The 21664-nt window shown below is 73.8% G+C and carries 20 protein-coding genes; 8 read left to right on the top strand and 12 right to left on the bottom strand.

What is annotated here, in order from left to right; genetic code table 11:
* Positions 1–311: 311 nt before the first annotated feature.
* The 3 genes from AC07BS_RS17085 (at position 312) to AC07BS_RS17075 (ending at position 3053) form a co-directional block, all read left to right on the top strand.
* Entirely contained in the window at positions 312–1421 is a 1110-nt protein-coding gene (locus AC07BS_RS17085) for an alpha/beta hydrolase (protein WP_478932901.1), read from the top strand.
* A 177-nt stretch (positions 1422–1598) separates the two neighbouring features.
* The gene (locus AC07BS_RS17080; RefSeq protein ID WP_478643340.1) at positions 1599–2150 is read left to right on the top strand and encodes a hypothetical protein; all 552 of its coding nucleotides are present in this window, start codon (positions 1599–1601) and stop codon (positions 2148–2150) included.
* Positions 2151–2258: 108 nt separating this feature from the next.
* Positions 2259–3053, top strand: coding sequence for a PLL family lectin (locus tag AC07BS_RS17075; RefSeq protein ID WP_478932899.1), 795 nt, complete (start codon positions 2259–2261; stop codon positions 3051–3053).
* A gap of 42 nt (positions 3054–3095) precedes the next feature.
* Here AC07BS_RS17075 and AC07BS_RS17070 read toward each other — a convergent pair whose 3' ends face one another.
* From AC07BS_RS17070 to AC07BS_RS17055, 4 genes are all read right to left on the bottom strand, one after another.
* A complete protein-coding gene (locus AC07BS_RS17070) occupies positions 3096–4289 on the bottom strand; it encodes a serine hydrolase domain-containing protein (RefSeq protein ID WP_478932897.1) in 1194 nt (397 codons plus the stop codon).
* A gap of 125 nt (positions 4290–4414) precedes the next feature.
* Positions 4415–5341 (bottom strand): hypothetical protein, encoded by a 927-nt coding sequence (locus AC07BS_RS17065; RefSeq protein ID WP_478932895.1) that lies wholly within the window; start codon positions 5339–5341, stop codon positions 4415–4417.
* A complete protein-coding gene (locus AC07BS_RS17060) occupies positions 5338–5802 on the bottom strand; it encodes a hypothetical protein (RefSeq protein WP_478643347.1) in 465 nt (154 codons plus the stop codon). Before AC07BS_RS17060 ends, AC07BS_RS17065 begins: the two co-directional genes overlap by 4 nt.
* Positions 5803–5948: 146 nt before the next feature.
* A complete protein-coding gene (locus tag AC07BS_RS17055) occupies positions 5949–6548 on the bottom strand; it encodes a TetR/AcrR family transcriptional regulator (RefSeq protein WP_478643349.1) in 600 nt (199 codons plus the stop codon).
* Between the two features lie 124 nt (positions 6549–6672).
* On the opposite strand from AC07BS_RS17055, the gene AC07BS_RS17050 reads away from it, so the two are divergent.
* Together AC07BS_RS17050 and AC07BS_RS17045 are read left to right on the top strand one after the other, a co-directional pair.
* Positions 6673–7458 (top strand): class I SAM-dependent methyltransferase, encoded by a 786-nt coding sequence (locus AC07BS_RS17050; protein WP_478643351.1) that lies wholly within the window; start codon positions 6673–6675, stop codon positions 7456–7458.
* A gap of 105 nt (positions 7459–7563) precedes the next feature.
* Positions 7564–7944, top strand: coding sequence for a hypothetical protein (locus tag AC07BS_RS17045; protein ID WP_478932892.1), 381 nt, complete (start codon positions 7564–7566; stop codon positions 7942–7944).
* Positions 7945–7962: 18 nt separating this feature from the next.
* Here the strand turns inward: AC07BS_RS17045 and AC07BS_RS17040 are convergent, their stop codons facing one another.
* A complete protein-coding gene (locus AC07BS_RS17040) occupies positions 7963–8325 on the bottom strand; it encodes a hypothetical protein (RefSeq protein WP_478643354.1) in 363 nt (120 codons plus the stop codon).
* A gap of 192 nt (positions 8326–8517) precedes the next feature.
* On the opposite strand from AC07BS_RS17040, the gene AC07BS_RS17035 reads away from it, so the two are divergent.
* On the top strand, positions 8518–9297 hold the full coding sequence (locus AC07BS_RS17035; RefSeq protein WP_478932890.1) for an isocitrate lyase/PEP mutase family protein: 780 nt from the start codon (positions 8518–8520) through the stop codon (positions 9295–9297).
* An 8-nt stretch (positions 9298–9305) separates the two neighbouring features.
* On the opposite strand, the gene AC07BS_RS17030 is transcribed toward AC07BS_RS17035, so the two are convergent.
* The 4 genes from AC07BS_RS17030 to AC07BS_RS17015 form a co-directional block, all read right to left on the bottom strand.
* On the bottom strand, positions 9306–10622 hold the full coding sequence (locus tag AC07BS_RS17030) for an MFS transporter (protein WP_478643358.1): 1317 nt from the start codon (positions 10620–10622) through the stop codon (positions 9306–9308).
* A gap of 154 nt (positions 10623–10776) precedes the next feature.
* Positions 10777–11796, bottom strand: coding sequence for a PASTA domain-containing protein (locus AC07BS_RS17025; RefSeq protein ID WP_478932888.1), 1020 nt, complete (start codon positions 11794–11796; stop codon positions 10777–10779).
* A 78-nt stretch (positions 11797–11874) separates the two neighbouring features.
* Entirely contained in the window at positions 11875–12222 is a 348-nt protein-coding gene (locus AC07BS_RS17020; protein WP_478643361.1) for a hypothetical protein, read from the bottom strand.
* 11 nt (positions 12223–12233) lie between these two features.
* Entirely contained in the window at positions 12234–12530 is a 297-nt protein-coding gene (locus tag AC07BS_RS17015) for a hypothetical protein (protein WP_478643363.1), read from the bottom strand.
* Between the two features lie 70 nt (positions 12531–12600).
* Between AC07BS_RS17015 and AC07BS_RS17010 the strand changes: the two genes are divergently transcribed.
* Positions 12601–13026: a peptidoglycan-binding protein gene (locus tag AC07BS_RS17010; RefSeq protein ID WP_478643364.1), complete on the top strand. Its 426-nt coding sequence runs from the start codon at positions 12601–12603 to the stop codon at positions 13024–13026.
* A gap of 51 nt (positions 13027–13077) precedes the next feature.
* Entirely contained in the window at positions 13078–13344 is a 267-nt protein-coding gene (locus AC07BS_RS17005; protein ID WP_478643366.1) for a peptidoglycan-binding domain-containing protein, read from the top strand.
* Between the two features lie 39 nt (positions 13345–13383).
* Here the strand turns inward: AC07BS_RS17005 and AC07BS_RS17000 are convergent, their stop codons facing one another.
* The 3 genes from AC07BS_RS17000 to AC07BS_RS16990 all read right to left on the bottom strand — a co-directional run bounded on the left by AC07BS_RS17000 (position 13384) and on the right by AC07BS_RS16990 (position 21664).
* Positions 13384–14388, bottom strand: coding sequence for an ATP-grasp domain-containing protein (locus AC07BS_RS17000; protein ID WP_478932885.1), 1005 nt, complete (start codon positions 14386–14388; stop codon positions 13384–13386).
* A 666-nt stretch (positions 14389–15054) separates the two neighbouring features.
* The gene (locus AC07BS_RS16995) at positions 15055–15291 is read right to left on the bottom strand and encodes a hypothetical protein (RefSeq protein WP_478643369.1); all 237 of its coding nucleotides are present in this window, start codon (positions 15289–15291) and stop codon (positions 15055–15057) included.
* A gap of 217 nt (positions 15292–15508) precedes the next feature.
* On the bottom strand, positions 15509–21664 hold the full coding sequence (locus tag AC07BS_RS16990; RefSeq protein WP_478932883.1) for a beta-ketoacyl synthase N-terminal-like domain-containing protein: 6156 nt from the start codon (positions 21662–21664) through the stop codon (positions 15509–15511).

Genomic DNA, 21664 nt, shown 5'->3' with positions numbered 1-21664 from the left:
CACCGTCGGCACGTATACGCCGGGTCCGTACACATCGACGCGGAATCCCAGAAAAATCGTTTCGCTCCGGCCCCGGCTCCGCCCCCGGCCCCCCGCGCGGGGTGACCGGAAAGGCCCTCCGCGTGCCCGCGTTCGGGCATCCGGGCCGCTCAGGGGGAGGGCGCCCGCAACCCGCGTAACATCACCTGGTTTCCTTCTCCCGGTACGCGTATCGCCTCCGCGGTCACGCCTGCCTCCTTCGTACCATCGCCCCGGTCGCGCCGGTCCGCAGTGCCGGCCCCGGGGCGCTCGTCATCATCTGGAGCTCGACCATGCCGCTGTTCTCCCGCCGCACCGCCTCGCCCTACGGGGAGGTGCGCCGGTCCCGTGCCCGTCTGTGGTGGACGGTGCTGGCCGTCGTCGTGGTCCTCGCCGTGACCGCCTGGCCGGTGCTGCACTGGTCCGGGTTCTTCTCCCGCAAGGGCGAACCGGTCAGCTTCGCGGGCGACAACGCGGGCAAGCCGGGCGACCCCGCCAAGCCCGGGAAGCCCTCGGCCACCCCCGACTCGGACACGCTGATGCCGACCGGCCCGGCCGCCGACCTCCGGGTGGAGAGCGAGCTCGCGGACGGCACGACCATCGCGAAGACCACGCTGCACGGTGCCAAGTCCGGATTCACCGGCAAGGTGTGGGTGTGGGCCCCCAAGCAGTACCAGGAGCCGCAGTACCGCGAGAGCGGCTTCCCCGTCCTCGTCGCCCTGCCCGGCGGCCCCGGGGCCAGCGGCAACTACTGGATCGGCGCCAACCTCAAGCTCCAGTCGTCCATCGCCAAGTGGTCCCGGGAGGGCAAGGCCCAGCCCTTCATCGTCGTCATGCCTGTGCTCAACCCGGGCACCGACAAGAAGGAGGACTACCACGACGGCAGCGACATACCCGGCCGCCCGAAGATGGGCACCTGGCTCACCGAGGACGTCCCCGACTTCGTCAAGGCCAACTTCCGCACCCTCAAGTCCCGCGACGGCTGGGCCTTCATGGGCTCCTCCAGCGGCGGCTTCGCCGGCCTGAAGTCCGTGCTCCAGCACCCGGACAGGTTCAAGGCCGTCATCGCCTCCGGCCCCGACATCGTCCCCGACTCGCCCCACTGGAAGGGCCACGAGGCCGAGCGCCAGGCCAACAACCCGCAGAAGCTCGCCCAGCAGCTCATCGACACCAAGGGCCCCGACGTCTACATCGCCTTCCAGTACGGCACCGCCGAGCACCCGATCACCATCAACGGCGTCAAGAACTTCATCCACACCTACGGCGACAAGGGCCCCGTCCACACCCACCTGACGGAGATACCCGGCGGCGTCCACAACGCCGAGACCTACGTCCGCGGCATGGGGATGGGCCCCATGGAGTGGATCAGCCAGCACCTCAAGGGGCCCACGCCCCGGCCGTGACCCGACAGCGATCGCATACGCCGGCCTTATATCAGGTCCTTCCCGGCATGACAGCCGTTCACGGCCTATGCCGCTCTTCTCACACCACCACGGAACCTGATGACTTTCGCACCCCTGTCCGATGTTCTTGATCCCTGACAGCGGTTCACGCGATCTCGACGACAGGAGTGGTGTGCGGTGGACAGACGGTTACGGCACGTCATGGGCGTTCTCGCCCTGATCACGGCCGTTCTCACGGGCAGCGGCGCCGGCACGGCCAGTGCGGCGCCGCACGCGTGGAAGCCCAGCGGGCAGTGGTCCTGCTCCGGGGCGCCCGTTCCGAGCGGTTACGTCATCACCGACTACGACCGCACCGGGTGCAAGGGTGCGGGCTCCTGGTACCAGGAGCCCGTGAAGGAGGGGATCTGGACCTGCTCCGGCTCCCCCATCGTGTCCGGCTACGTGATCACGGACTACGACCGCAAGGGGTGCAGGGGCATCGGCCAGTGGCGCCACAACCTCGCCAAGGACCGCACCTGGACCTGCTCGGGTTCCCCCATCGTGTCCGGCTACGTCACCACCGGGTACAACCGCACCTACTGCCAGGGCATCGGCGCCTGGTACCACGAGCTCGTCCGCGACGGCATCTGGACCTGCCCCGGCTCCCCCATCCCGCCCGGCTACCGCAGCACCACGTACAACGCGCGGGGCTGTGACGGCCAGGGCGCCTGGTACACCCAGCGCGCCTGACCGACGGACTGGCCGAAAACACGGGCTGGCACCGGTCACCCAGGGCCGCGATGATCTCCCCTGCCGAACGGTTCCGGACAGACGGCCGGACAGAAGGATGGGGAGCGGATGCACTTACGACTCGGACAGGGCGGGACGCTGGCGCGCGGCGCGGTGGCGCTGGCGCTCGCCTGTGCCGGTATCGGTGCCGGTACCGTGACGACTCCCGCGGCCGCGGCCGGGTCCGTCTCGGCCGCGTGCTCGACGGACACCCGGGCCAAGGGCATGGCCGGCGGCCCGGTGTCCGACAGCCTGGTGTCCGTCGACCGCGCGGACGGCCGGACAGCCCAGTTCCAGCTCTTCTACGACGCCACGGCGACCGGCGGACTGCCGTTCGCCTGGCACCGCGAGCAGGAGACGGCGGGCGGCGCGTACGGGCCGTGGCAGCGGGTGAGCGCGGCGACCGTGGGCCCGAAGAGCTACGCCGTCACCGCGATCGAGAACTCGGCGGGCGACCTGGAGCTGCTGTTCTCCACCTACGGCACGTTCTGCCACGCGGTGAAGGACGGCGACGACGGCTCCTGGAGCACCCCGGAGCCCTTCGGCCTGGCGCCGATGCCGTACCACGGCGCGGTCGTCCTCTTCAAGGAACGGGACGGCGGCATCGACGCGTTCGCCTCGGCGTCGCGGACCGGCGGCTCGATGGAGCTGCGGCACCAGGAGAACGGCGACAGCGGCTGGGGCCCGGTCCAGGCCATGGGCCCGCTCCCGGACCCGAACGCGGGCCTGAGCCAGCCGAGTGCCGTGGAGCAGCTTCCCGACGGGCGGCTGCACCTGACGGCACGCGAGTGGAACAGGGACCGTACGTGGGAGGTCGTCCAGTCGGCACCGGGCGGCGGCTGGGAACCGTGGCACCTGCGGTGAACGGACTGGGGCCTCAGTAGTGCCGGCGAGGCGGAAGGCGACTCAGCGGCACAGGGCCGTGTCCACGACGTGCTCGATGTGTTCCTTGGTCGCCGCGTTCGGCTGGACGGTCACCGCGACGCTCGCCGCGCGGCCCTTTTCGGTGACGCCGCCCCGGGTCTCGTAGCCCGTGGTGCTGCCACCGTGGCCCCAGGCGACGCCGCCGCACGACAGGGGCGTGCTCACCAGCCCCAGTCCGTAGCGGGCGCCCGAGGCGAAGGGGTATCCGGCGGGGACCGTGGTGCGCATCTGGGCGAGCTGGGCGTCCGGGAGGAGGTCACCGGACAGGAGCGCGGTGAAGAACCGGTTGAGGTCGGAGTTGGTGGAGACCATCTGACCCGCCGCCCAGGCCCAGGAGGGGTCCAGTTCCGTGCCGTCGCGGAGCGGCGCGTCCGCCGATTCCCGGTAGTAGCCCTTGGGGTGGGGCTCCCGGATGGTCGCGTCACCGGGGGCGGGGAAATAGGTGTGCCGCAGCCCGAGGCGTTTGATGACGCGCCGGTCCACCTCCTCGGCGTAGGGGCGGCCGGTGACCTTCTCGACGATCAGGCCGGCCAGCACGTAGTTCGTGTTGCTGTACTTCCACGCCTTCCCGGGGTCGAAGTCGGCCTTGTGGCGGAGGGCGGTGTCGAGGAGCTCGCGGGGTTCGTAGTGCCGGATGTCGTCGCCGAGGTACGGGACGTAGTCGGGGATCCCGCTGGTGTGCTGAAGGAGCTGACGGACGGTGATGCGGCGTCCGTCGATGCCCTCCCCGCGGACGAGGCCGCGGAGATAGGTGTCGACCGGGGCGTCGAGGCGCACCCTCCCCTCGCCGACCAGTTGCAGGACGACGACCGCGGTGAACGTCTTGGTGTTGCTGCCGATCCGCACCTGCCCGTCCATGGGCACCTCGGAGCCCGTGGCCAGGTCGCCGGCCCCCGCCGTCCAGCTACGGGTGCGGCCGTCACGCTCCTTGACGCTCGCCAGCGCGGCGGGCACGCCGTCGGAGCGCACCAGCGCGTCCAGGCCCTGCCGCACGGTGTCCGGCCGGGCCGCGGCGGACGCCGCCACGGGCGGCGCCAGGGCACCCGCCGTCATCACGCCGACGGCCAACGCGACCACGGCCGGAACGGCTCCGCGCCGATCGCCCCGCCCTCGCCCCCGCCCTCGCCCTCGCCCTCGCCCGGAAGAACGGAACGTCTGCCTTGCCTGCTCACGCACGAGCCAACTCCTACGGAATGATGGGGAAACCGGCGGTCTGTGCCGGGCCCAGCATGTCCGTACGCGGCCGCCCGGGGCGATCGTGCTACCCACCGGGTCGCTGGTGGGGCCAGCCCCCGGTCCGCTCAGCCGGCGGGCACGGCTCGCCCGTCGGTCATGATGTCGACGCTCCGCGAGTAGGCGACGGTGCCGTTCCGGGGGTCGGCCGTGCCGTCCGTGTCCTCGACGGCCCAGGCCGCCGCCTGCACCCGGTGGCCCTTCAGTCCCGCCGCCGAGCACTGTCCCAACTGGCTGTACCAGACGTGGCCGGGTCCGATCACGACCTGGCGCCACGGCGCCGTGCGCTGCGGGCAGTCGTGGACGTCGCCGGTGCTGATGTACGCGACCGACACGGACACCACCCGCTGCCGCGTCCCCTCGTTCCTGACCATCACGCCGAACTGCGCGCTGCCCGTCCCGCTCACCGCCTGGGTGCAGGGCTGCGTCGTGAGGTCGGGCGACCCGGTGGGCAGCCGGCGGCTCGCGCACCAGACGTCGGCGCGGGGGTAGGGCGAACTGGGCGTCTCCACCCGGCTCGTGGCGGTGGCCGGCCCCGCCTCCGGTGCCACCGGGGCGGACGGTACGGCGGCGTCCCGTACGGCGTCGTCGGACGCCCGCGGCGCCTCCCGCGCGTCGGGCGCCGCGGCCGGGGAGGGGGCGGCGGGGCCCGGCGTACCGGACGGTGCCGCGTTCCGCGCGTCCTGGGCGGGGCTCCGGGCGGTACGTGCCGTGGCGCGGGGCGCCTCGGCGCCGCCCGACGGGGTCCGGGAGTAGTGGAGGCCGAGGAGCGTGGCGGGGACGAGGACGGCCACGGCGGCCGCCGCCGCGACGGCCGCCCGCGTCCACGTCGCGCGGGACGCCTGCCGGGAGGCCTCCCGGGCGCCCTCCGCGCCCTGGTAGACCGTCACGTCACGGCGGGCGATGAACTGGGTGCCTCCCGTGTGGGCGGCGTTGTGCTGTGCCCCACCGTCGGAGGCCGGGGAGCTCCCGGGCCCCTCGCCCGCCTCGGTCACGCCCATCCCCGGCCGCTCGCGCCGCCCGGGCCGCCCGTGGTGCCCAGGCTCCCGAGGTTGACGTCGCCGTGCTGGCTGATGAACTGGATGCCGCCGCCCTGGGCGATGTTCGTCTGACCGCCTGTCCGCCGGGACTCCGGCAGCTCGGCCCGTACGCGCGCGATCAGCGCTTCGAGTTCCTGGGCGGCCTCGGGGTGCTCGCTGAGCAGCCGGCGCAGCTGCGAGGTCCAGTTCGCCCGCTCGCGTGCCTCGTCCTCCTGGCGGGCGCCGCCCGCGGCCTGCTCCAGCTCCCGGGCCGTGTGGTCGAGCGATCCCGCGACGCGCTCCTCCTCCCGCTCGTCCCCGCGGCCCAGCAAGCGCGGCAACCCCGTCCGTAACGTCTGCCAGGCGTCCGTCGCCACCGCGCCCACCACGGCCGTGCCACCCGCGGTGGCCAGTTGCGCCATGACATCCGTCAACATGTGCGTCTCCTGCGTACGTGATCGCGCGCGTCGTGCGTCGCGACCGGGTCGAATACGTGGCGGCACAACGTAACGGGCGGTACGTGAGGAACGGGTGGGTACGGGCGGGACTTCACCCGAAGGGGGCGCGGCGCGCTCGCCGCCCTTCAGGGCGCGGGGTCGCGGACGACGCCGGCGACCACCGCCGTCACGGCCCTGCGGACGGCCCCGTCGTCCGGCGGGGTTCCCGTCCGGTCGGCGAAGAGCAGGTGGCCGGTCCCGATCAGCAGGGGGGCGAGCGTGTCGATGTCGGCTCCGGCGGCGACGCGGCCCCGTTCGCGCTCGGCGGTCAGATACGCGGCGATCATGGCTGTGGCCTCCGTCAGGAGCGGGACACCCGCCGATCCGGCCCGGCGCAGCCGGGCGCGCAGCGCGTCCCGGGAGGTGATGAGGGCGACGATCGCCACGGCCACCGGCTCGAACAGGTCGGTGAGCGCACCGGTGAGGTTGCCGGCGACCGTACCGGTGCCGGCCGAGGCGCGCAGGGCGGCGGCCCGGTCGCCCAGCCGGGCGACGCGCTCCAGGACGAGTTCGGCGAGGAAGGCGTCGAAGTCGGCGAAGTGCCGGTGCAGGACGCCCTTGGCGCAGCCCGCCTCCGTGGTGACGGCCCTGCTGGTCAGCGCGTTCGGCCCGTCCCGGCGCAGGACGCGTTCGGCGGCGTCGAACAGCATCTCCCGTGCGTCGTGCAGGGCTACCCCTGTCGGCATGCGCGACTTCCCTTCTCCCGTGGTCGGTCCTGCCCGGCCCGTTGACGAGTGGGCATGCGCCCACGATAGTGGGCGCATGCCCACTACGCCTTCCCCCAACGACCGACCGCATCAACTCCGGCGGATGGCCGAGTCGTTCGGCACGGACGCCGAGCGCTACGACCGTACCCGGCCCCGCTACCCCGAGGAGCTGGTGCGCCGCGTCATCGCCGCCGGCCCGGGCACCGTTCCGGGAACCGGGCCCGACGTCTTGGACGTCGGCTGCGGAACCGGCATCGTCGCCCGGCAGTTCCAGGCCGCCGGCCGTACCGTCCTCGGCGTCGAACCCGACGCGCGCATGGCCGAGCTGGCACGCCGGCTCGGCACCGAGGTCGAGGTGGCGAGGTTCGAGGACTGGGACCCGGCGGGCCGGGAGTTCCACGCGGTCGTCGCCGGCCAGGCCTGGCACTGGATCGATCCGGTCGCGGGCGCGGTCAAGGCCGGGCGGGTCCTGCGCCCCGGCGGCCTCCTGGCGGCGTTCTGGAACGTGCCTCACCTGCCGCAGGCCCTGGCGGAGGCCTTCGCCGAGGTCTGCGAGCGGGTGATACCCGAGGCGCCCTTCGACTTCCGGTCCATGGCGCGGGGGGCCACCGACGGCTATCAGGCGCTGCACTCGAGGGCCGCCGACGGGATCAGGGAGTCGGGCGCGTTCGGCGAGCCCGACCTGTGGCATGTCGACTGGTCCCGCCCCACCACCCGCGACGCGTGGCTGGACCAGATCCCCACCCAGGGCGCCTTCACCCGTCTTCCGCCCGAGAGACTGGCGGAGGTATTGGAGGGGCTCGGGGCCGCCGTCGACGCGATGGGAGGCCACTTCACCATGCGCTGCACCACCGTGGCGATCACCGCCGTGCGCACCGGCACCTCCTGACCCGCGGTACGGGCATGGCCCGTTCATGTCTTCCCCCACGGGCGGCTCCTCCTCTATACCTCCTCATCTCGACCACCGTGAGGCACGAGGAGAGGGGAAAGTCCCATGGGCGGCACGAAACGCGAGACCCGGCGGATGGTGGCCGTTCTCGCCGCGGCGGGGGCACTGCTCGGGAGCGCGACGGCCACCGCGCAGGCCGTGGCGCCGCACGACGAGCGGGGCACGACGGCGACGTGCGCGTACCCCTATGTCTGTTTCATCAAGAACGGCACGGTCATCGGCAAGTTCAAGGAGGTGACGTCGGGCTGGCAGGCCCTGCCGTCCAAGCCCAGCGGACCGCTCAGCGTGGTGAACACGCGGCACGACGACGTCGCGTACATCCGGTGGGTCGGTGGTTCGACCACGTGCATCGTGCCCAACGGCACGTTCAACGTCACCGGTGGCCAGCTCGACGCGGTGCGGATCTCCAGCGCGTCGCACTGCTGATCCGGGGCCGCCGTCCCCTCATACGGTCTTGACGCGCAGCACCGCCAGCCCGATGAGGACCAGCGGCGGCGTGAGCCACCACAGGCCCAGGACCCGCCGTACGGAAGGGGTGAGGCTGAGGAGCAGGGCGAGGCCGCTGACGCCGCACGCGATCAAGCACACCGCACCGATGCCGGCGTAGGCGCTGTCGTCCCATTCGCCGCCGGGGCGCGTGAGGAAGGCCCCGGCGACGCACACGCCCGACAGCAGGTGCATCAGCACCAGCGGCACCGCCAGCACCAGGCGCAGGCACCCCAGCTCCCCGGGCTCCCCGCTGTCGTCGGGGCCGTAGGGCGGGGGGAGGTCGGCGGGCCGGAGGGGGCCGGTGGACGCTGGGGGCACTGCTGGTACTTCCTCACGCTCTCGAACGCGCCACGGCGACCGCGGCTTCCGGACACCGTACCGACCCGGCCCCTCGCCGAGGGCACCGGCCCCGGGGCGGCCGGAGGCGCCCCGTCGGCACCTGATTGGCCCACGAATCGGCACCCCAAGTGGACCATGTACGAGGTGTGTTGATCACCTACCGTCGTGCTCATGACCACGATCTCCGGCGGCGCCGCCGCCTTCCGCGCCCTCCACCACGACCGGGGCACGCCCGGCCCCCTCGTCCTGCCCGGCCCCTGGGACGCCGCGAGCGCCCGCGCCTTCGCCGAGGCCGGCTTCCGGGCCCTGGCCACGCCCAGCGCCGGGGTCTCCGAGGTCCTCGGCCACGCCGACGGGTCCGCCCCGGCGGACGAGATGTTCGCCGCCGTCGCCCGTATCGTCCGTGCCGTCGCCGCCGACGGCGTCCTGGTCTCCGCCGACCTCGAGGACGGCTACGGCCTGGCGCCCGCCGAGCTGGTCGACCGTCTGCTGGAGACCGGAGCGGTCGGCTGCAATCTGGAGGACAGCGACCGCACGACCGGCCGGCTCAAAGACCCGGAGGAGCACGCCGCGTGGCTGGCGGAGGTGCGGGCCGCGGCCGGCGACCGTCTCGTCCTCAACGCGCGCACCGACGTCTTCCTCCGCGAGGACGGGGGCGACGGAGCCGCCGAGGAGGCCGCCGTCGCCCGCGCCCGTCTCTACGTCCGGGCGGGTGCCGACTGCGTGTACCCCATCATGGCTCCCGCCGAGCTGCTCCCCGAGTTCACCCGGTCCGTGCCCGCCCCCGTCAACGCGCTCGCGCTGCCCGGCGGTCCCGCACCGCGCGAGCTGGGCGGGCTCGGCGCGGCCCGGATCACCTTCGGCCCCGGCCTCCACCGGCGCGCGATGACGGCGGTCGCGGGCATCGCGGCCGAGCTGTGGGAGTCGACGGCCGGCCCGGCCGGCTCGTAGGCGGCGGGTTACGGCTGCGGTGACCGTCCGTCGTAGCGGGTGAAGCCGCGCCACTTCAGGGCGATCAGCACGACGGCGACGACGCAGGCGAGGCCGCCGCCCGTGACCGCGGCGGTGGGCGAGGCCAGGTCGGCGGTGGTGCCGGCGACGAAGTCGCCGAGCCGGGGGCCGCCCGCGACCACGACGATGAAGACGCCCTGGAGGCGGCCGCGCATGTCGTCGGGCGTGGCCGCCTGCATCATGGTCATGCGGAAGACCGAGGAGACGCTGTCGGCGCACCCCGCGACGGCGAGGAAGGCCAGGCCGAGCCACAGGTCGCGGGTCAGCCCGAAGACGGCGACGGCCCCTCCCCAGGCGGCGACGGACAGCAGGACGGCCAGGCCGTGCCGGTGGATCCGGCCGAGCCAGCCGGAGAACAGTCCGCCCAGCACCGCGCCGACGGCCGGCGCCGCGACGAGCAGACCGACCGTCTTCGTGTCCCCGCCGAACCAGAGGCCCGCGACGGCCGGGAACAGCGCCCGGGGCTGGGCGAGGACCATGGCCGCCAGGTCGGCGACGAACGTGACGCGCAGGTTGGGCCGGGTGACGAGGAAGCGCAGCCCGCCCCGGACGGAGGCGCGCTGCCCGGCGGGCCGGCCGGCGGCGGTTTCGGGGCGCATGGAGGGGAGCCGCCACATGGCGTAGAGGGAGCCCGAGAAGGCCACCACGTCGATCAGGTACGCGGACTTGTAGCCCCACAGCCCGACGACGGCGCCGCCGAGGACCGGGCCGCCCATGAGGCCGAGGTTGGTGGTCAGGGACGCCAGCGCGTTGGCGGCGGGGAGCTGTTCCCTGGGCAGGAGCCGGGGGATCATCGAGGTGCGGGCGGGGCTGTTCATGGCGAAGCACACCGACTGCAGGGCGACGACGGTGTAGAGCAGCCACACCTGGCGCAGGTCCAGCAGGGCCGCCGTGGCCAGCACGACGGACAGTAAGGTCGCGCCGGCCGCGCTCGCCAGACCCACGATCCGGCGGTCGGCGCTGTCGGCCATCGCGCCGCCGTAGAGGCCGGCGGCTATGAGCGGGAAGAGCGAGAACAGCCCGACCAGGCCCACCGAGAAGGTGGAGCCGGTGATCGCGTACACCTGGAGGGAGACCGCCAGCGCGGTCATCTGCTGGCCTATCCAGGACACGGTGTGCCCGCACCACAGCCGGCGGAAGTCGGCCGAGGTGCGCAGGGGCGTGATGTCGGCGAGGAGCCGGGACGGCTTCGCGGCGTGCGGAAGCGGCCGGGGTTCCCGGCGGGGTTCCCGGGAGGGTTCGGGGTCGGTGGGGAGTGTGGTCACGAGACGTCTCCGGTGTGCGGGGGCGGTGCCGTTGCGGCGATGGAACGGAACCGGTGTACTACGTGGCCCATGCACAAAGTGACGTACCGTGACGATTTTCACGTGATATTCGTGAGATGCCCGATGGTCGGCGGTCAGGCGGTCCGGCGGCCCGTCAGCACCAGCGGGTGTGACGGCAGATGCCCCGGCCGCCGCCGTGGCCTCCGCCGTGGGAGCCGCCCGACGTACCGCCGGAGACATCCGGCAGGTGGGGGCGGCCGTCGGGGAAGGCCGTGTCGCGCTCCCGGTCGCCGGGGAAGGGGTCGCGGTAGTCGGGGTCCCCGTCGTCGTCGCGGTCCGGCAGGTCCACGGCGGTGCCGGTCGCCCGGTCCGGTTCGGGGCAGCCGTTGTCCTGGGTCGAGAGGTAGAGCGTCACCCGCGTGCCGCGGGTGACCTTGCCGCCCTCGCCCGGGTCGTGCGCGCACACCCGCCAGTCGTCGTACTCGCCCTCCTTGGGCAGCGTGTCGTTGCGGTACGCGGCCCGGGCCATGACGTGGTCGGCGGGCACCCCGAGGTCCACGACCTGCTTACGGGCCGTCGACCAGGTCTTCCACACCAGCTCGGGCATGAGCGGCCACGGGACGGGAGCGCCGTCCGCCTTCGGGCAGGGGTCGCCGGTGTGCACGGCGCCGAAGTCGAGCGTCGGGCGGTCGCCGGAGGCGCCCGCCTCCTGGAAGCACACCGTCCACAGCGAACGGGCCATGACGGCCTTGCGCTGGTCGGACGCGTCGTGGTGGGTGACGGAGAATCCGGCCTTCGTGGCCCTGCCGTACGCCACGTCCAGGCGCACGCCCCGGTAGTCCGGGACCGCGGCGCGCGAGGCCTTGGGCGCCGGCGTGGCGGGCGGGGAAGCGGTCACGGAGGAGCCGGGTCGCTTCCCGTCCGCCGTACGGGCCGCCACCGTGCTCCCCCGGCCGGTGTCGCGCGGCTGCTCGGGGAGGACGGCACCCAGCAGCCCCATGGCGGCGATCGTCGCCGCCACCTTGCCGCCCCGCGGCCAAGGGTTGCGGCACCACAGCGCGATCAGCGCGGCGAGGAGCGCGACCCCGCCCAGACGGGGCTCGACGAGCCCGAGCAGGGGGACGGAGACGACGAGCCCGGCCCTCAGGGCGGACGGCGAGGGGGTGCCGGACATGGCGGTGTCCTTCGATGGTTCCTGTGATCGTGCGGACGTAGTGTACGGAGCGTCCGCCGCGGCCTCCGCCCGGGTGTCCTACGCGGCCGGGTCGGTCTCCCGGGCGATCCTCAGGTCGATCTCGTGCTCGTCGGGGCACGGGTTGCCGTCGACCGGGCAGACGATGCCCTCGCCCCGCGGGCCGGCGCCGGCCGACAGCCAGCCGGGGCGCATCGTCTCGGCCATTTCGAGGCACATCGTGCAGATGGTCTCCGCCGACGGGTTCACCGCGTGCCCTTGCGCGCCGCAGAACGCCGTCCGCCACGAGACGTCACGGCAGCACACGAGGTGCGTGATCTCCTCCCGGTCCGGCACCAGTTGGAGCGAGCCCTCGGTCCGCGGCCGCGGGATCGTGGTGCCGTCGTGGTCCGGGAGGGAAGCCGTCATGAGGAGCAAGCCTACGACGGACGCTCCGGGCGGTCCGCGTCGGACGCCGACCGGGTGAGCAGCGACTCCGTACGCCCCTGCGCGGTGTTGGTGACGGCCCGGATGCCGAAGTAGGCCGTGGTCATCGTGCTCACCGCGGTGAAGGCGCTGGTGAGGATGGCGGCCGACTGGGCACCGTCCGTGGCCAGGACGCCCCAGACGGCGGCGATCGCGATCGCCATGTCGCCCAGGACCACCACCAGCAGACCGGCCCACGCGCGGGTCTTCTGCAATCCGACGTCCGACGACGAAGTACGCGGGATTCCCATGCCGTCCTCCCTGGAACAGGTGACGACGACAGGAAATGCAGCCACCGGCCCGGATGACTAGCATACGAGTATGGCAGCAGGAGACATCATTTATGTCGTCGCGCCGGGTGACACGCTCACCAAAATCGCAGGTCGGTTCCATACGACCGTCCAGCAGCTCCAGGCGTGGAATCACATCCCGGATCCGAATCACATCGAGGTCGGCCAGCTCTTGCTCGTCGGTCGATCCACTTCGGGCTTCATCCCGTTCCCGGGCGCCGATTGGTTCAAATCCAAACCGAACAATCCCATCATCGGCATGATGGCCGTTCGCCTCATCGAGGAGGACTGCTCGGCCTACGGGCCGGACGGCGCCCAGACGCAGTGGACCGATGAGCACCGCAATTCCTATGCGCTGTGGCAGAAGAAGCTCGGATTCACCGGAGCCGACGCGGACGGCTGGCCCGGCGAGAAATCCTGGGACAAGCTGCGGGTGCCCTACCCCGATGTGACGTGACCCGATCCGGCGTGAAACCCGATCCGACGTGAAAAGCATGCGAGGTGCGCCATGGCCACCGAGATCTGCAATCACACCAATGTGCGGCCCACGCTCAAGGTCGGTTCGGAGGGACCGGCCGTGAAGCAGGCCCAGTGCTATCTGAACAACAGCGTGACCACGGTCGACCTTGTCGTCGACGGGAAGTTCGGCCCGCTCACCGAGGCCGCGACCCGGCGCTTCCAGGAGTGCGCCGACATCACGGTCGACGGGATCATCGGGGCCCAGACGTGGTCGCACCTGGCGTTCTTCGCGAACAGTCCGGAATTCGCCTGCTGAACCTCGCCGAGAAGTCCCGCGCCCGGCAGCCGGACGCCGTCAGCGAACGACCGCCGGCGCGGGGCCGGTCGGTGAGAAGAAGAGTTCGGTCCAGTGCCGGACCATGGCGACCTCGTCGAAGTCGTCGGGACGGTCCACCGGTTCCCCCAGGAGGTCGGCGAGCGCCAGGGCCGGCATGTTCACGCCCGCGGCGGCCGTCAGGGCCAGGGTGCCGGAGGGGCACGGGCGCACCGAGAGGAGCTCCGGCTCGCCGTCGCCGTCGTAACGGACCCGCACGCTGGAGATGCCGGTCAGGCCCAGGCAGGTGGCGACCGCGGCCCCGAACTCCTGGAGGCGGGGATCACGGACCGTGCGGCTCGCGACGGCCACGCCCGCGTCCACCCGGTCCCGGCTGTGCGGCACGGCCGCCACAAGCGTGCCGTCCGTGCGGCGGAGCACGTCGACGGCGTACTCCGCCCCCGGCGAGAACTCCCGCACGATCAGCGAGCCGTCCCACGGCAGGCCGGCCAGGTCCTCCGGGCCGCCGACGGTCAGGCCGCCGTGGGACCCGCCGCCCGTGCGGGGTTCGACGACGGCGGGCCAGTCGACGACGCCGGTGTCGAGGCGGTAGTCGAGGAGCCAGGTTCCGGGCATACGGACCGTCACGGTCGGCTTCCGGACGAGCCGCCAGGTGTCCACGGCGGTGCGCAGCGCCGCCTCCGGGGCGAGCAGCAGACGTACGCCGGCCTCTTCGAACAGCGGCCGGGCGGCGGCCAGCGGGAGCAGCTCGTCCTCCAGCGTGGGCACCACGACGTCGATGCCCTGGGTCCGGCACAGGCGCAGCAGGGTGGAGGCGAAGTCCGGGTCCGTCGCGTGCGGGACGAGGAACCTCCGGCCGGGCGGCACGAGGTGGAGTCCGGCGGCGTGCGGGTCGGTGTCGGCGGCGAACCACGTACGGGCGTCGAGTCCGGCGGAGCGCATGAACGACACGGCGGCGGGACCGGCCGCTCCGGTGATCAGTACGCGGGGCAGCCGGCCGGTGGTCGCGGTGGAGGGGGAGGTCACTGTCACTCCGTGAGGAATCGGCGCTCGGCCGGGCGGACCGCCGGGCCGGATTCCATGCTGCACGGCCCGTGACCTGCGGTTCCAGGGAGCTTACGGTCGCCGTGGCGGGTGGACGTACGAGGTGAATCGGACAGCTCAACGATCGTTGAACGCGGTATTTCGACCGGCCGGATCATCCCTCGGACCTTGGGCCACCTTGTCCGGGGGCCTGTTCCCCGTGGCGGAGGCGCGGATCGGCGGCGGCGTTCCTTGCACGTCGATAAACGGCCAGGAAGACACGCGGCACTCGATCCGGGCGAGGACGGGAGCCCGGTCGGGGCTGAACACCGCCTCCCACCAGGGCGTTTCGGCCGAGACCCCCGGCGGGCCGGGCGGGAGCACCGACCGGATTCGGCCGGCGCGCGGCAGAGGACGATAAACGACCACCGCCACCCCTCCCACCAGGTGATTCTCCCCGACACCACGACGGGTGAAGGGAGTTGGCCCGGTCGACGTCAATCCGTGCGGCGCACCGGACCGGTCAGCTACCGCGAGCTCATCGACGCACGTCAACGGCCATGTCCACACACGGCACCGGCCGGAGCCCGCCCGGCGCGGAGGCCGGCGGACGGATGGCGCGTTCGCCCCGGTTGCCGAGCGGCGGCCGGGCTGCCGGACGCCTGCCGGTCATTGACCGTGCCTGCCGCTGTAGAGAAGGAAGAGGGCGAGAAGAAGCCCGGCGACGAGTACCCCGCGGCCGGGCCAGGGTTTGGAGTCGTCGGACTGGATGTTGTCGCCGTCGGGGGCGCCACCGTAGTGGGCCTCCCGGCGATGCCGGTCGCGCTCCTCCTCCGCCTGCCGCTTCGAGGTGACCTCGTCCCAGGTGATGCCGCATGCAGCGCACCGATATCGATAGCTGGACAAGTCGCTGTCCTTTCTGACACCTGCCGCCCGTGCCGTCCCCGTGATTCCGTGGGATGCCCGAACCTTAGTGCGGGCTCGCGGCGACCGGAGGCGACTCCGGCGGGCTTCCTCCCTTCGAGGGAGATGCCGTAACGACGGCGTGGTGGCGCTGAGCCTGCTGGGACCGCACGAGACCGGAGTGGGGGGCACGGCTCCCACGCCGGGCTGACGGCGTCACTCACGAAGTCCCGCGGTCCCGGGTCCCGAGGCGGACGCCCAGACCTCGTACGCGGTAGACGCGACGGTCGTCCACCCACAGCCATGCGTCGGCCACCGCGTAGCGGCCCCGCGCGTCCTCGCCCTCCTCGGTGACGTCGAGGCCGACGGTGACCAGGCCGTCCGTGGGGACGACCTGGCCGCGGTACCGCCAGGTGAACTCCCCCGCCGCCAGCGGTTCGAGGGTGGCGTCCGCCAGGGCCTCCGGCGGGGTTCGCGTCAGCAGGTGGTACTGCAGGAGCTGGGCCATGGCCTCCACGCCCAGGGAGCCGGGCTGCACCGGGTCCAGGAAGAAGTGGGACGCGAAGAACCACGCGCCCGGATCGACCGGCTTCTCCGCCCGCAGCCTCCCCAGCCCTGCCGGGCCGCCGTCGGGCCAGTGGCCGGTGATCCGGTCCAGCATTCGCAGCATGGGGCCGGGCAGCCGCGCGCCGCCCGGCGCGCGCTCCCCCGTCAGGTCGGCCCGCCGCTCGCAGGGCGCGCCCCACTGGGCGCGCTCCTCGTCGTCGGGCGGGATGCCGACCTGCCGGTCGAGCGCGCTCGGCGGGAAGAAGCCGAACGACGAGGTCAGGGAGAGCAGGGGCGCGCCGTCCGCCGCGCACTGGACGGCGAAGGACACGATCGTGGTGTCACCGTGCCGTACGGAGCCGGTCAGTTCGACCCGGGTGCGCAGGGTCCGTACGCCCGGTCGTACCTGCCCGTGGAGCCGCGCGGTGCCGTCCAGGTTGCGGAAGACGACCCGGGGGCCGGTGAGGACGGCGGGGTCCGCGGTGCGCACGGCGAGCCAGCCGCAGGGTTGCAGCACCACCTCCATCAGGACCGCGTAGGGCATTACGGGGGTGCCGTTCTGCTCGAAGTACCAGACCTCCCGCGGTACGTCGTACTCGGCGACGATCGCGCTCCCGAGCGGCGACGGACGGGCTGTCAGGTCGAGGGAGGTGATCCGGCTCATGAAGTGGTACGGGGGTCCCGGCAGCCGGAGGACGGTCGGCGCCTCCTCCATGGGGGCGGCCGACGGCCCGAAGGCCTGGCCGGGCCGGCCCCAGGCACACGCGAGCATCGCGGGGTAGCCGAGCTCGACGCCGTGGTCCGTGGCCACCGGCCGGGTCTCCCGGTGACCCACCAGACCGCCCAGCAGCCGGGGTTCGAGGCGTGCGCCGGTGGTCTGTTCGCGGTGCGGGCCCAGCTCCCGCCAGTGGTCCAGTGGCGCGTCCCGGACGAGACGCAGGGCCATGTCCCGGCCGTGGAAGGCATGGACGCCGTCGACGCCGACCATGACCTCCGCGTGGAGTTCGGGTTCCGGACCGGTGCGCAGGCCGCCGACGTGCACCTCGTAGACCACGCGCCGGTTCTCCGGGGTCGCCTGGCGGCGGCAGCGGGCGAGGCCGGGGAGGCCGGGGACGGCTTCGAAGCGGTACCCGTCCCGGTCGATCGTGAGGCCCAGGCCGGCCAGGAAGAAGGCCATGGCCTGCTGGGCGCCGTGCATCATCAGGGTGCCGGGCATGACGGGGTCGTCCGTGAAGTGCCGGTCGAAGTACCAGGCGTCGGGGTTCAGCCGGAACTCCGCGCGCAGGTAGCCGCGCCCCAGCGCGCCCCCCGCCGGCTCGAAGGCGGTGACCTCGTCGAGGAGCAGCAGCCGGCCGCCGTCGATCCGCGGCGTACGGACGTGGGCGCGCGTGGCCCGCCAGGCGGGTCCGAAGCAGTCGTACGGCCTGCCGTCGGCGAAGGCCCGTACGGCCTCGGCGCCGAACCGGCCGGCGGTGGGCGGCGGGGTGACAGGCTCGTGGGTCAGGTCGCGGGAGAGGGCCTCGCCGGGGGTCCACTGGATGCCCTCGGCGGCGGCGAGCTGGGCATCGGTGAAGAACCCGGCCTGCCCGGAACGGACGCTGAGGACGCGCCGGTCGCCGGCGAAGCAGTCGTAGTGGAAGAAGAAGAGCCGGGTGCCCTCGTGTTCGGCGTGACCGTCGACGTGGATCTCGTAGCGCAGGGTCTCGCCCTGCCGGGGCGTGCCGCCGTGGTAGGTGGCCTCGCAGCCGAGGAGCCGGTAGACGCGCTCGCCCCGGTTGAGCAGGTCGATGCCGAGCCAGCTGATCAGCAGCAGGTCGGCCTGCCCGGCCTCGATCAGGAGGGCACCGGGGATGCGGCCGGTGTGGTCGAGGTACCAGGAGTCGGCCCTCACGTCGGTCTCGGTCCAGATGGTGCCCGTGCCCATGGAGGCCGGCACCGCGTCGATGCCCGTGACACGGTCGGCCAGGAGGAGCAGGCCCCCGGGCATCCTGGTCTGCCGCCGGTAGCCGTCCTGGGCGGCGAACAGCGGCCCCAGGATCTCGGACACGGGCCCTTCCGCCAGTCGCTCCAGCTGCGCGCGGTCGAACTTCGGGCCCGGCGGGCCCGGCTCGGCGCGTGGCGGCGGCGCCACGGCCGCCGGCCGCCGCCCCTGGAGGTAGCGCTGGTGCAGTGCCGTCTGCTCGGTCAGGTACCGGCGGTGCAGCTCGGTGACCCGGGCCCGGTGCCGGACGATGGCGGCGGTACGGGACGACACGGCCGCGCGCGGGACGGCCACCACGGCGGGAGCCTCATGGAGCATCGGCGGCAGCACCGGTGCCGGCCGCATCACCGTCACCAGCGGGTCCGGGACGGGCAGCCGTACGGGCGGAAGGTGGGCGGGAACGCGCAGCATCCGTCCACCGGCCGGTCCCAGGCGGCTCAGCAGCGGTGCCGGATCGCCCACCCCCGCCTCCGCCAGGAGCGCCACCGACCGGCGCAGCCGCTCCACGGCGCGCCCGCCGGGTTCGTCGAGCGCCACCGCCAGGTGGTCCCGCCCGGCCAGGACGCGGCCGATCCACTCGGTGCACAGGGAGCGGGGACCGTGCTCGACGAAGACGCGGACCCCGTCCGCGTAAGCCCGTTCGATCACCGCCGGGAAGTCGACGGTCCCCATGGCCTGTCCGGTGACGGCGTCGGCGGCGCTCCGCTCGGTGGGCTCGTACGGTTCGGCGGTGTCGCCCCGGTAGAAGCGGACGTCCGGGACGGGCACGGTGGGGCGGCGGTGGAGCCGGTGCCAGGCCTCGCGGACCGCCTCCAGTTCCGGGGCGTGCGCGGCGATGTCGTAGTCGATCGGGACCGCGTCGTGGGGGAAGCGGTCGCGCACGAGGGCGGCGCAGGCGCTCTCCTCGCCGCCGACGACACAGACGCCCGGGGCGTTGACGGCCATCAGATGGACCGCCGGGGCGTCGGCGACGGCCTCCCGCACCCGTTCCAGCGGCCCGGTGACCAGGTAGCTGCGCCAGCGCCGTCCGGTCACGCCCATGGCCCGCCAGTGCCGGCGGATCGCCCGGTACTCGCCGGTCACGTCGCGGGTGAACAGGTCGCCGCGCCGGGCGTCCTCGGCCAGCGCCGCGGCGTCGGGCCACGCTCCCAGGGAGACGAGCGCGGAGGTCTCGCCCGAGGAGTAGCCGATGGCCGCGTCGGGTCGCACGCCGAGCACGTCCCGCGTGATCAGGGTGTGCAGCGCCGCGAGGCGGGTGGCGGCCCAGATCCTGCCGAGCACGCCGCTGCCGTCGAAGTCGGCCGGGGGCCACGGGAGTCCGTCGGCACCGCAGCGCCGCCGGACGGTCTCGGCGAGGTCGGGCAGGGCGGCGGTGAGCTCCCGGCCCATGTGCGGGTAGGAGGCCGAGCCGTTGGTGTAGACGAAGGCGACCTGTCCCCGTCGGGCGCGGCGGGCGGGCGCGGGGGCCGGGGCGGCGGGCCGCGGGCCGGACGTCGGTGCGGCCCGCAGGCGCAGGCGTCGCTCGGTGCCGTCGAGGACCTGGACGACGACCTCGGCCGTACGCGCCCCGGGCGCGGGCAGGCAGGGCCGGCCGGGCCGGGGCCCGATGCCGTGCCGCAGGGCGGCGACGGCCGTCGCGACGGCGAGCAGCCCGGCGGCGGCGTGCGGGGTGCCGAAGAACGCGGAGTTGTCGCATACGGCGTCGTCGTCCCGCGCGTCGTCCGGGGGGACGGTGCTCACCCGCAGGTCCGGAGGACCGCCTGCCCGGTCGCCGGTGTCGTCGAGGACCGCCAGGACGTCCTCTCCGGCCCGCTCGGCGTCCGGCAGCCGCTTGAGGACGAGGACGACGCCCGCGTCCCCCGGCTCGGCGTCCGTCCCGAGGTCGCGCAGGGCGGCCCGGTGCACGGGGTCGTGGCCGAGGTCGGCCGCCCCGACGAGCACGGCGTCCGCCTCGTCCGCGCGCAGGAGGCGGGCGGCCAGGGCGAGGGCCGCGGTGCCGGAGTCCTCCTCGGCGGCGATGGTGAAGCCGGGGCCCGTCAGGTCCAGGTGACTGTTGACGCGGTTCGCGGCGATGTTCGCCATCGCGCCCAGGACCACCGCCGGGCCGGTCTCGGGCACGACGGCGTCCCGCAGCCGCCGCGGCAGGCCCGGCGGTGTCGGCAGCCCGGCGCACCGCCACAGCCCGGCGACGGACAAGCGGGCGGCGTACCGGGCCACCTGCGGGTCGGTGCCGAGACCGGTGAGGACCGCCGTCCGCCCGGGCGGCAGACGCACCGCCGCCGCGGCCTCGAGCGCGGCGTCGAGAAGCAGCAGCTGCTGGGGCCGTGCCTCCCGCAGGTCCCGGGGCGGGAACCGCAGTCCCTCCAGCGCGAGGTCCACGCTCCCCCGCGCGTCCCGGCCGGCCCGCCCGGTGCGCAGGGCCGTGAGGAAGCCCTCGGTGCCGTCGTCGTGCCCCACCCGTACGGCGAGCGCGACGACCGCCACGGGAACGTCCGGCCGCCGGGGAGCGGGTACCGGGAGAGGCGGGGCGGTGTACGTGGTGTCCCAGCCGTCGAGGACGAGGTGGGCGTTGGTGCCGCCGAAACCGAAGGCGCTCACCGCCGCCCGGCGGGGCCCGGGCCAGTCCTCGGGTTCGGTGACGAGCCGGAGGGGCCGCGGCAGGCGTGGCGGAGCGCCCTCGTACGGGGTGCCGGGCCGGACCCCCGCGCGGAGCGCGCCGACGGCCTTGAGCAGTGCCGCTCCGCCCGAAGCGGTCAGCAGATGGCCGGTGTTGGCCTTCACCGCGCCGACGGCCAGGCCCGGGTGGCCGGAGAAGACCCGCGCGGTGGAACGGACCTCCACGGCGTCGCCGACGGCCGTGCCGGTCGCGTGGCACTCCAGCATGCCCACGCTGTCCGGAGGGACTCCGGCCGCGGCGTAGGCCGCGCGCAGGACGCGCTCCTGTCCCGCCTGGTCGGGGGCGATCAGGCCCGCGCCGCGGCCGTCGTTGCCGATGCCGGCGCCGCGCACCACCGCGAGCACCGGCCGGTCCTGGGCCAGGGCGTCGGCCAGGCGCATGAGGACGAAGAGGGCGGCGCCCTCGGCGGGGACCAGCCCGTCGGCGTCGGGATGGAAGGGACGGCTGCGCCCACTCGGGCTGAGCGCGCCCATCAGACCGAAGCCGGGATGGATGAGGAGCGCGTCCGAACGGTTCACCGCGCCCGCCAGCATCAGGTCGGCGGTCCGGTCCTGGAGGCGGTCGCAGGCGAGCTTGACGGCGTAGAGCGAGGAGGCGCAGGCGGCGTCCAGGGCGTACGCGCCCGCGTCCAGCCCCAGGGCGCGGGCCGCGAGCAGGGCCGGCAGGCCGGAGCAGAAACGGTTGAGGGCGTACGGGGACGGGGGCGCGGACGCGAGCAGGGCGTCGCGCAGCCGGGGTTCCTGGGCCGCGAGCCATACGTGTTCGGCGTGGCGGACGGCCGAGGAGGAGGGGTACATCAGGTTGCCGAGGACCAGTCCGGCGCGCGGCGGTGCGGCGCCGGGGTGGCCGGCCTCGCTGAGGGCCTGGCGTCCGGCGTGGAGGACCCAGTGGAAGAGGGGGTCCAGGCGCAGGATCTCCGCGCGGTCCAGGGCGTAGCCGGAGGGGTCGAAGGCCTCGTCGAACCCCCGGACGAACCCGCCGGTACCGCTGAACTCCCGGCCCGGGAACTCCGGGTCCGCGTCACCGGCCCCCGTTGCCGGTCCCCAGCGTCCCGCCGGGGCCGGCCCGAGACCGACCCGGCCGGCGAGGACGTTCCGCCAGAAGTCCTCCGGCGCGTGCGCGTCCGGCAGGACGCAGCCGCGTCCCACGACGGCGATGGGTTCGAAGACCAT

This window comes from Streptomyces sp. NPDC044063, assembly GCF_056434285.1.
The sequence above is the reverse complement of the archived record's forward strand: the minus strand, read 5'-3'. Positions and strand labels throughout refer to the sequence as shown.

Bases quoted from the DNA above. Each gene is read 5' to 3' on its own strand.
- AC07BS_RS17035 (WP_478932890.1), top strand. From the start codon at position 8,518: ATGACCACGATCTCCGGCGGCGCCGCCGCCTTCCGCGCCCTCCACCAC.
- AC07BS_RS17045 (WP_478932892.1), top strand. From the start codon at position 7,564: ATGGGCGGCACGAAACGCGAGACCCGGCGGATGGTGGCCGTTCTCGCC.
- AC07BS_RS17055 (WP_478643349.1), bottom strand. From the start codon at position 6,548: ATGCCGACAGGGGTAGCCCTGCACGACGCACGGGAGATGCTGTTCGAC.
- AC07BS_RS17050 (WP_478643351.1), top strand. From the start codon at position 6,673: ATGGCCGAGTCGTTCGGCACGGACGCCGAGCGCTACGACCGTACCCGG.
- AC07BS_RS17010 (WP_478643364.1), top strand. From the start codon at position 12,601: ATGGCAGCAGGAGACATCATTTATGTCGTCGCGCCGGGTGACACGCTC.
- AC07BS_RS17025 (WP_478932888.1), bottom strand. From the start codon at position 11,796: ATGTCCGGCACCCCCTCGCCGTCCGCCCTGAGGGCCGGGCTCGTCGTC.
- AC07BS_RS17005 (WP_478643366.1), top strand. From the start codon at position 13,078: ATGGCCACCGAGATCTGCAATCACACCAATGTGCGGCCCACGCTCAAG.
- AC07BS_RS17060 (WP_478643347.1), bottom strand. From the start codon at position 5,802: ATGTTGACGGATGTCATGGCGCAACTGGCCACCGCGGGTGGCACGGCC.
- AC07BS_RS17075 (WP_478932899.1), top strand. From the start codon at position 2,259: ATGCACTTACGACTCGGACAGGGCGGGACGCTGGCGCGCGGCGCGGTG.
- AC07BS_RS17085 (WP_478932901.1), top strand. From the start codon at position 312: ATGCCGCTGTTCTCCCGCCGCACCGCCTCGCCCTACGGGGAGGTGCGC.
- AC07BS_RS17020 (WP_478643361.1), bottom strand. From the start codon at position 12,222: ATGACGGCTTCCCTCCCGGACCACGACGGCACCACGATCCCGCGGCCG.
- AC07BS_RS17015 (WP_478643363.1), bottom strand. From the start codon at position 12,530: ATGGGAATCCCGCGTACTTCGTCGTCGGACGTCGGATTGCAGAAGACC.
- AC07BS_RS16990 (WP_478932883.1), bottom strand. From the start codon at position 21,664: ATGGTCTTCGAACCCATCGCCGTCGTGGGACGCGGCTGCGTCCTGCCG.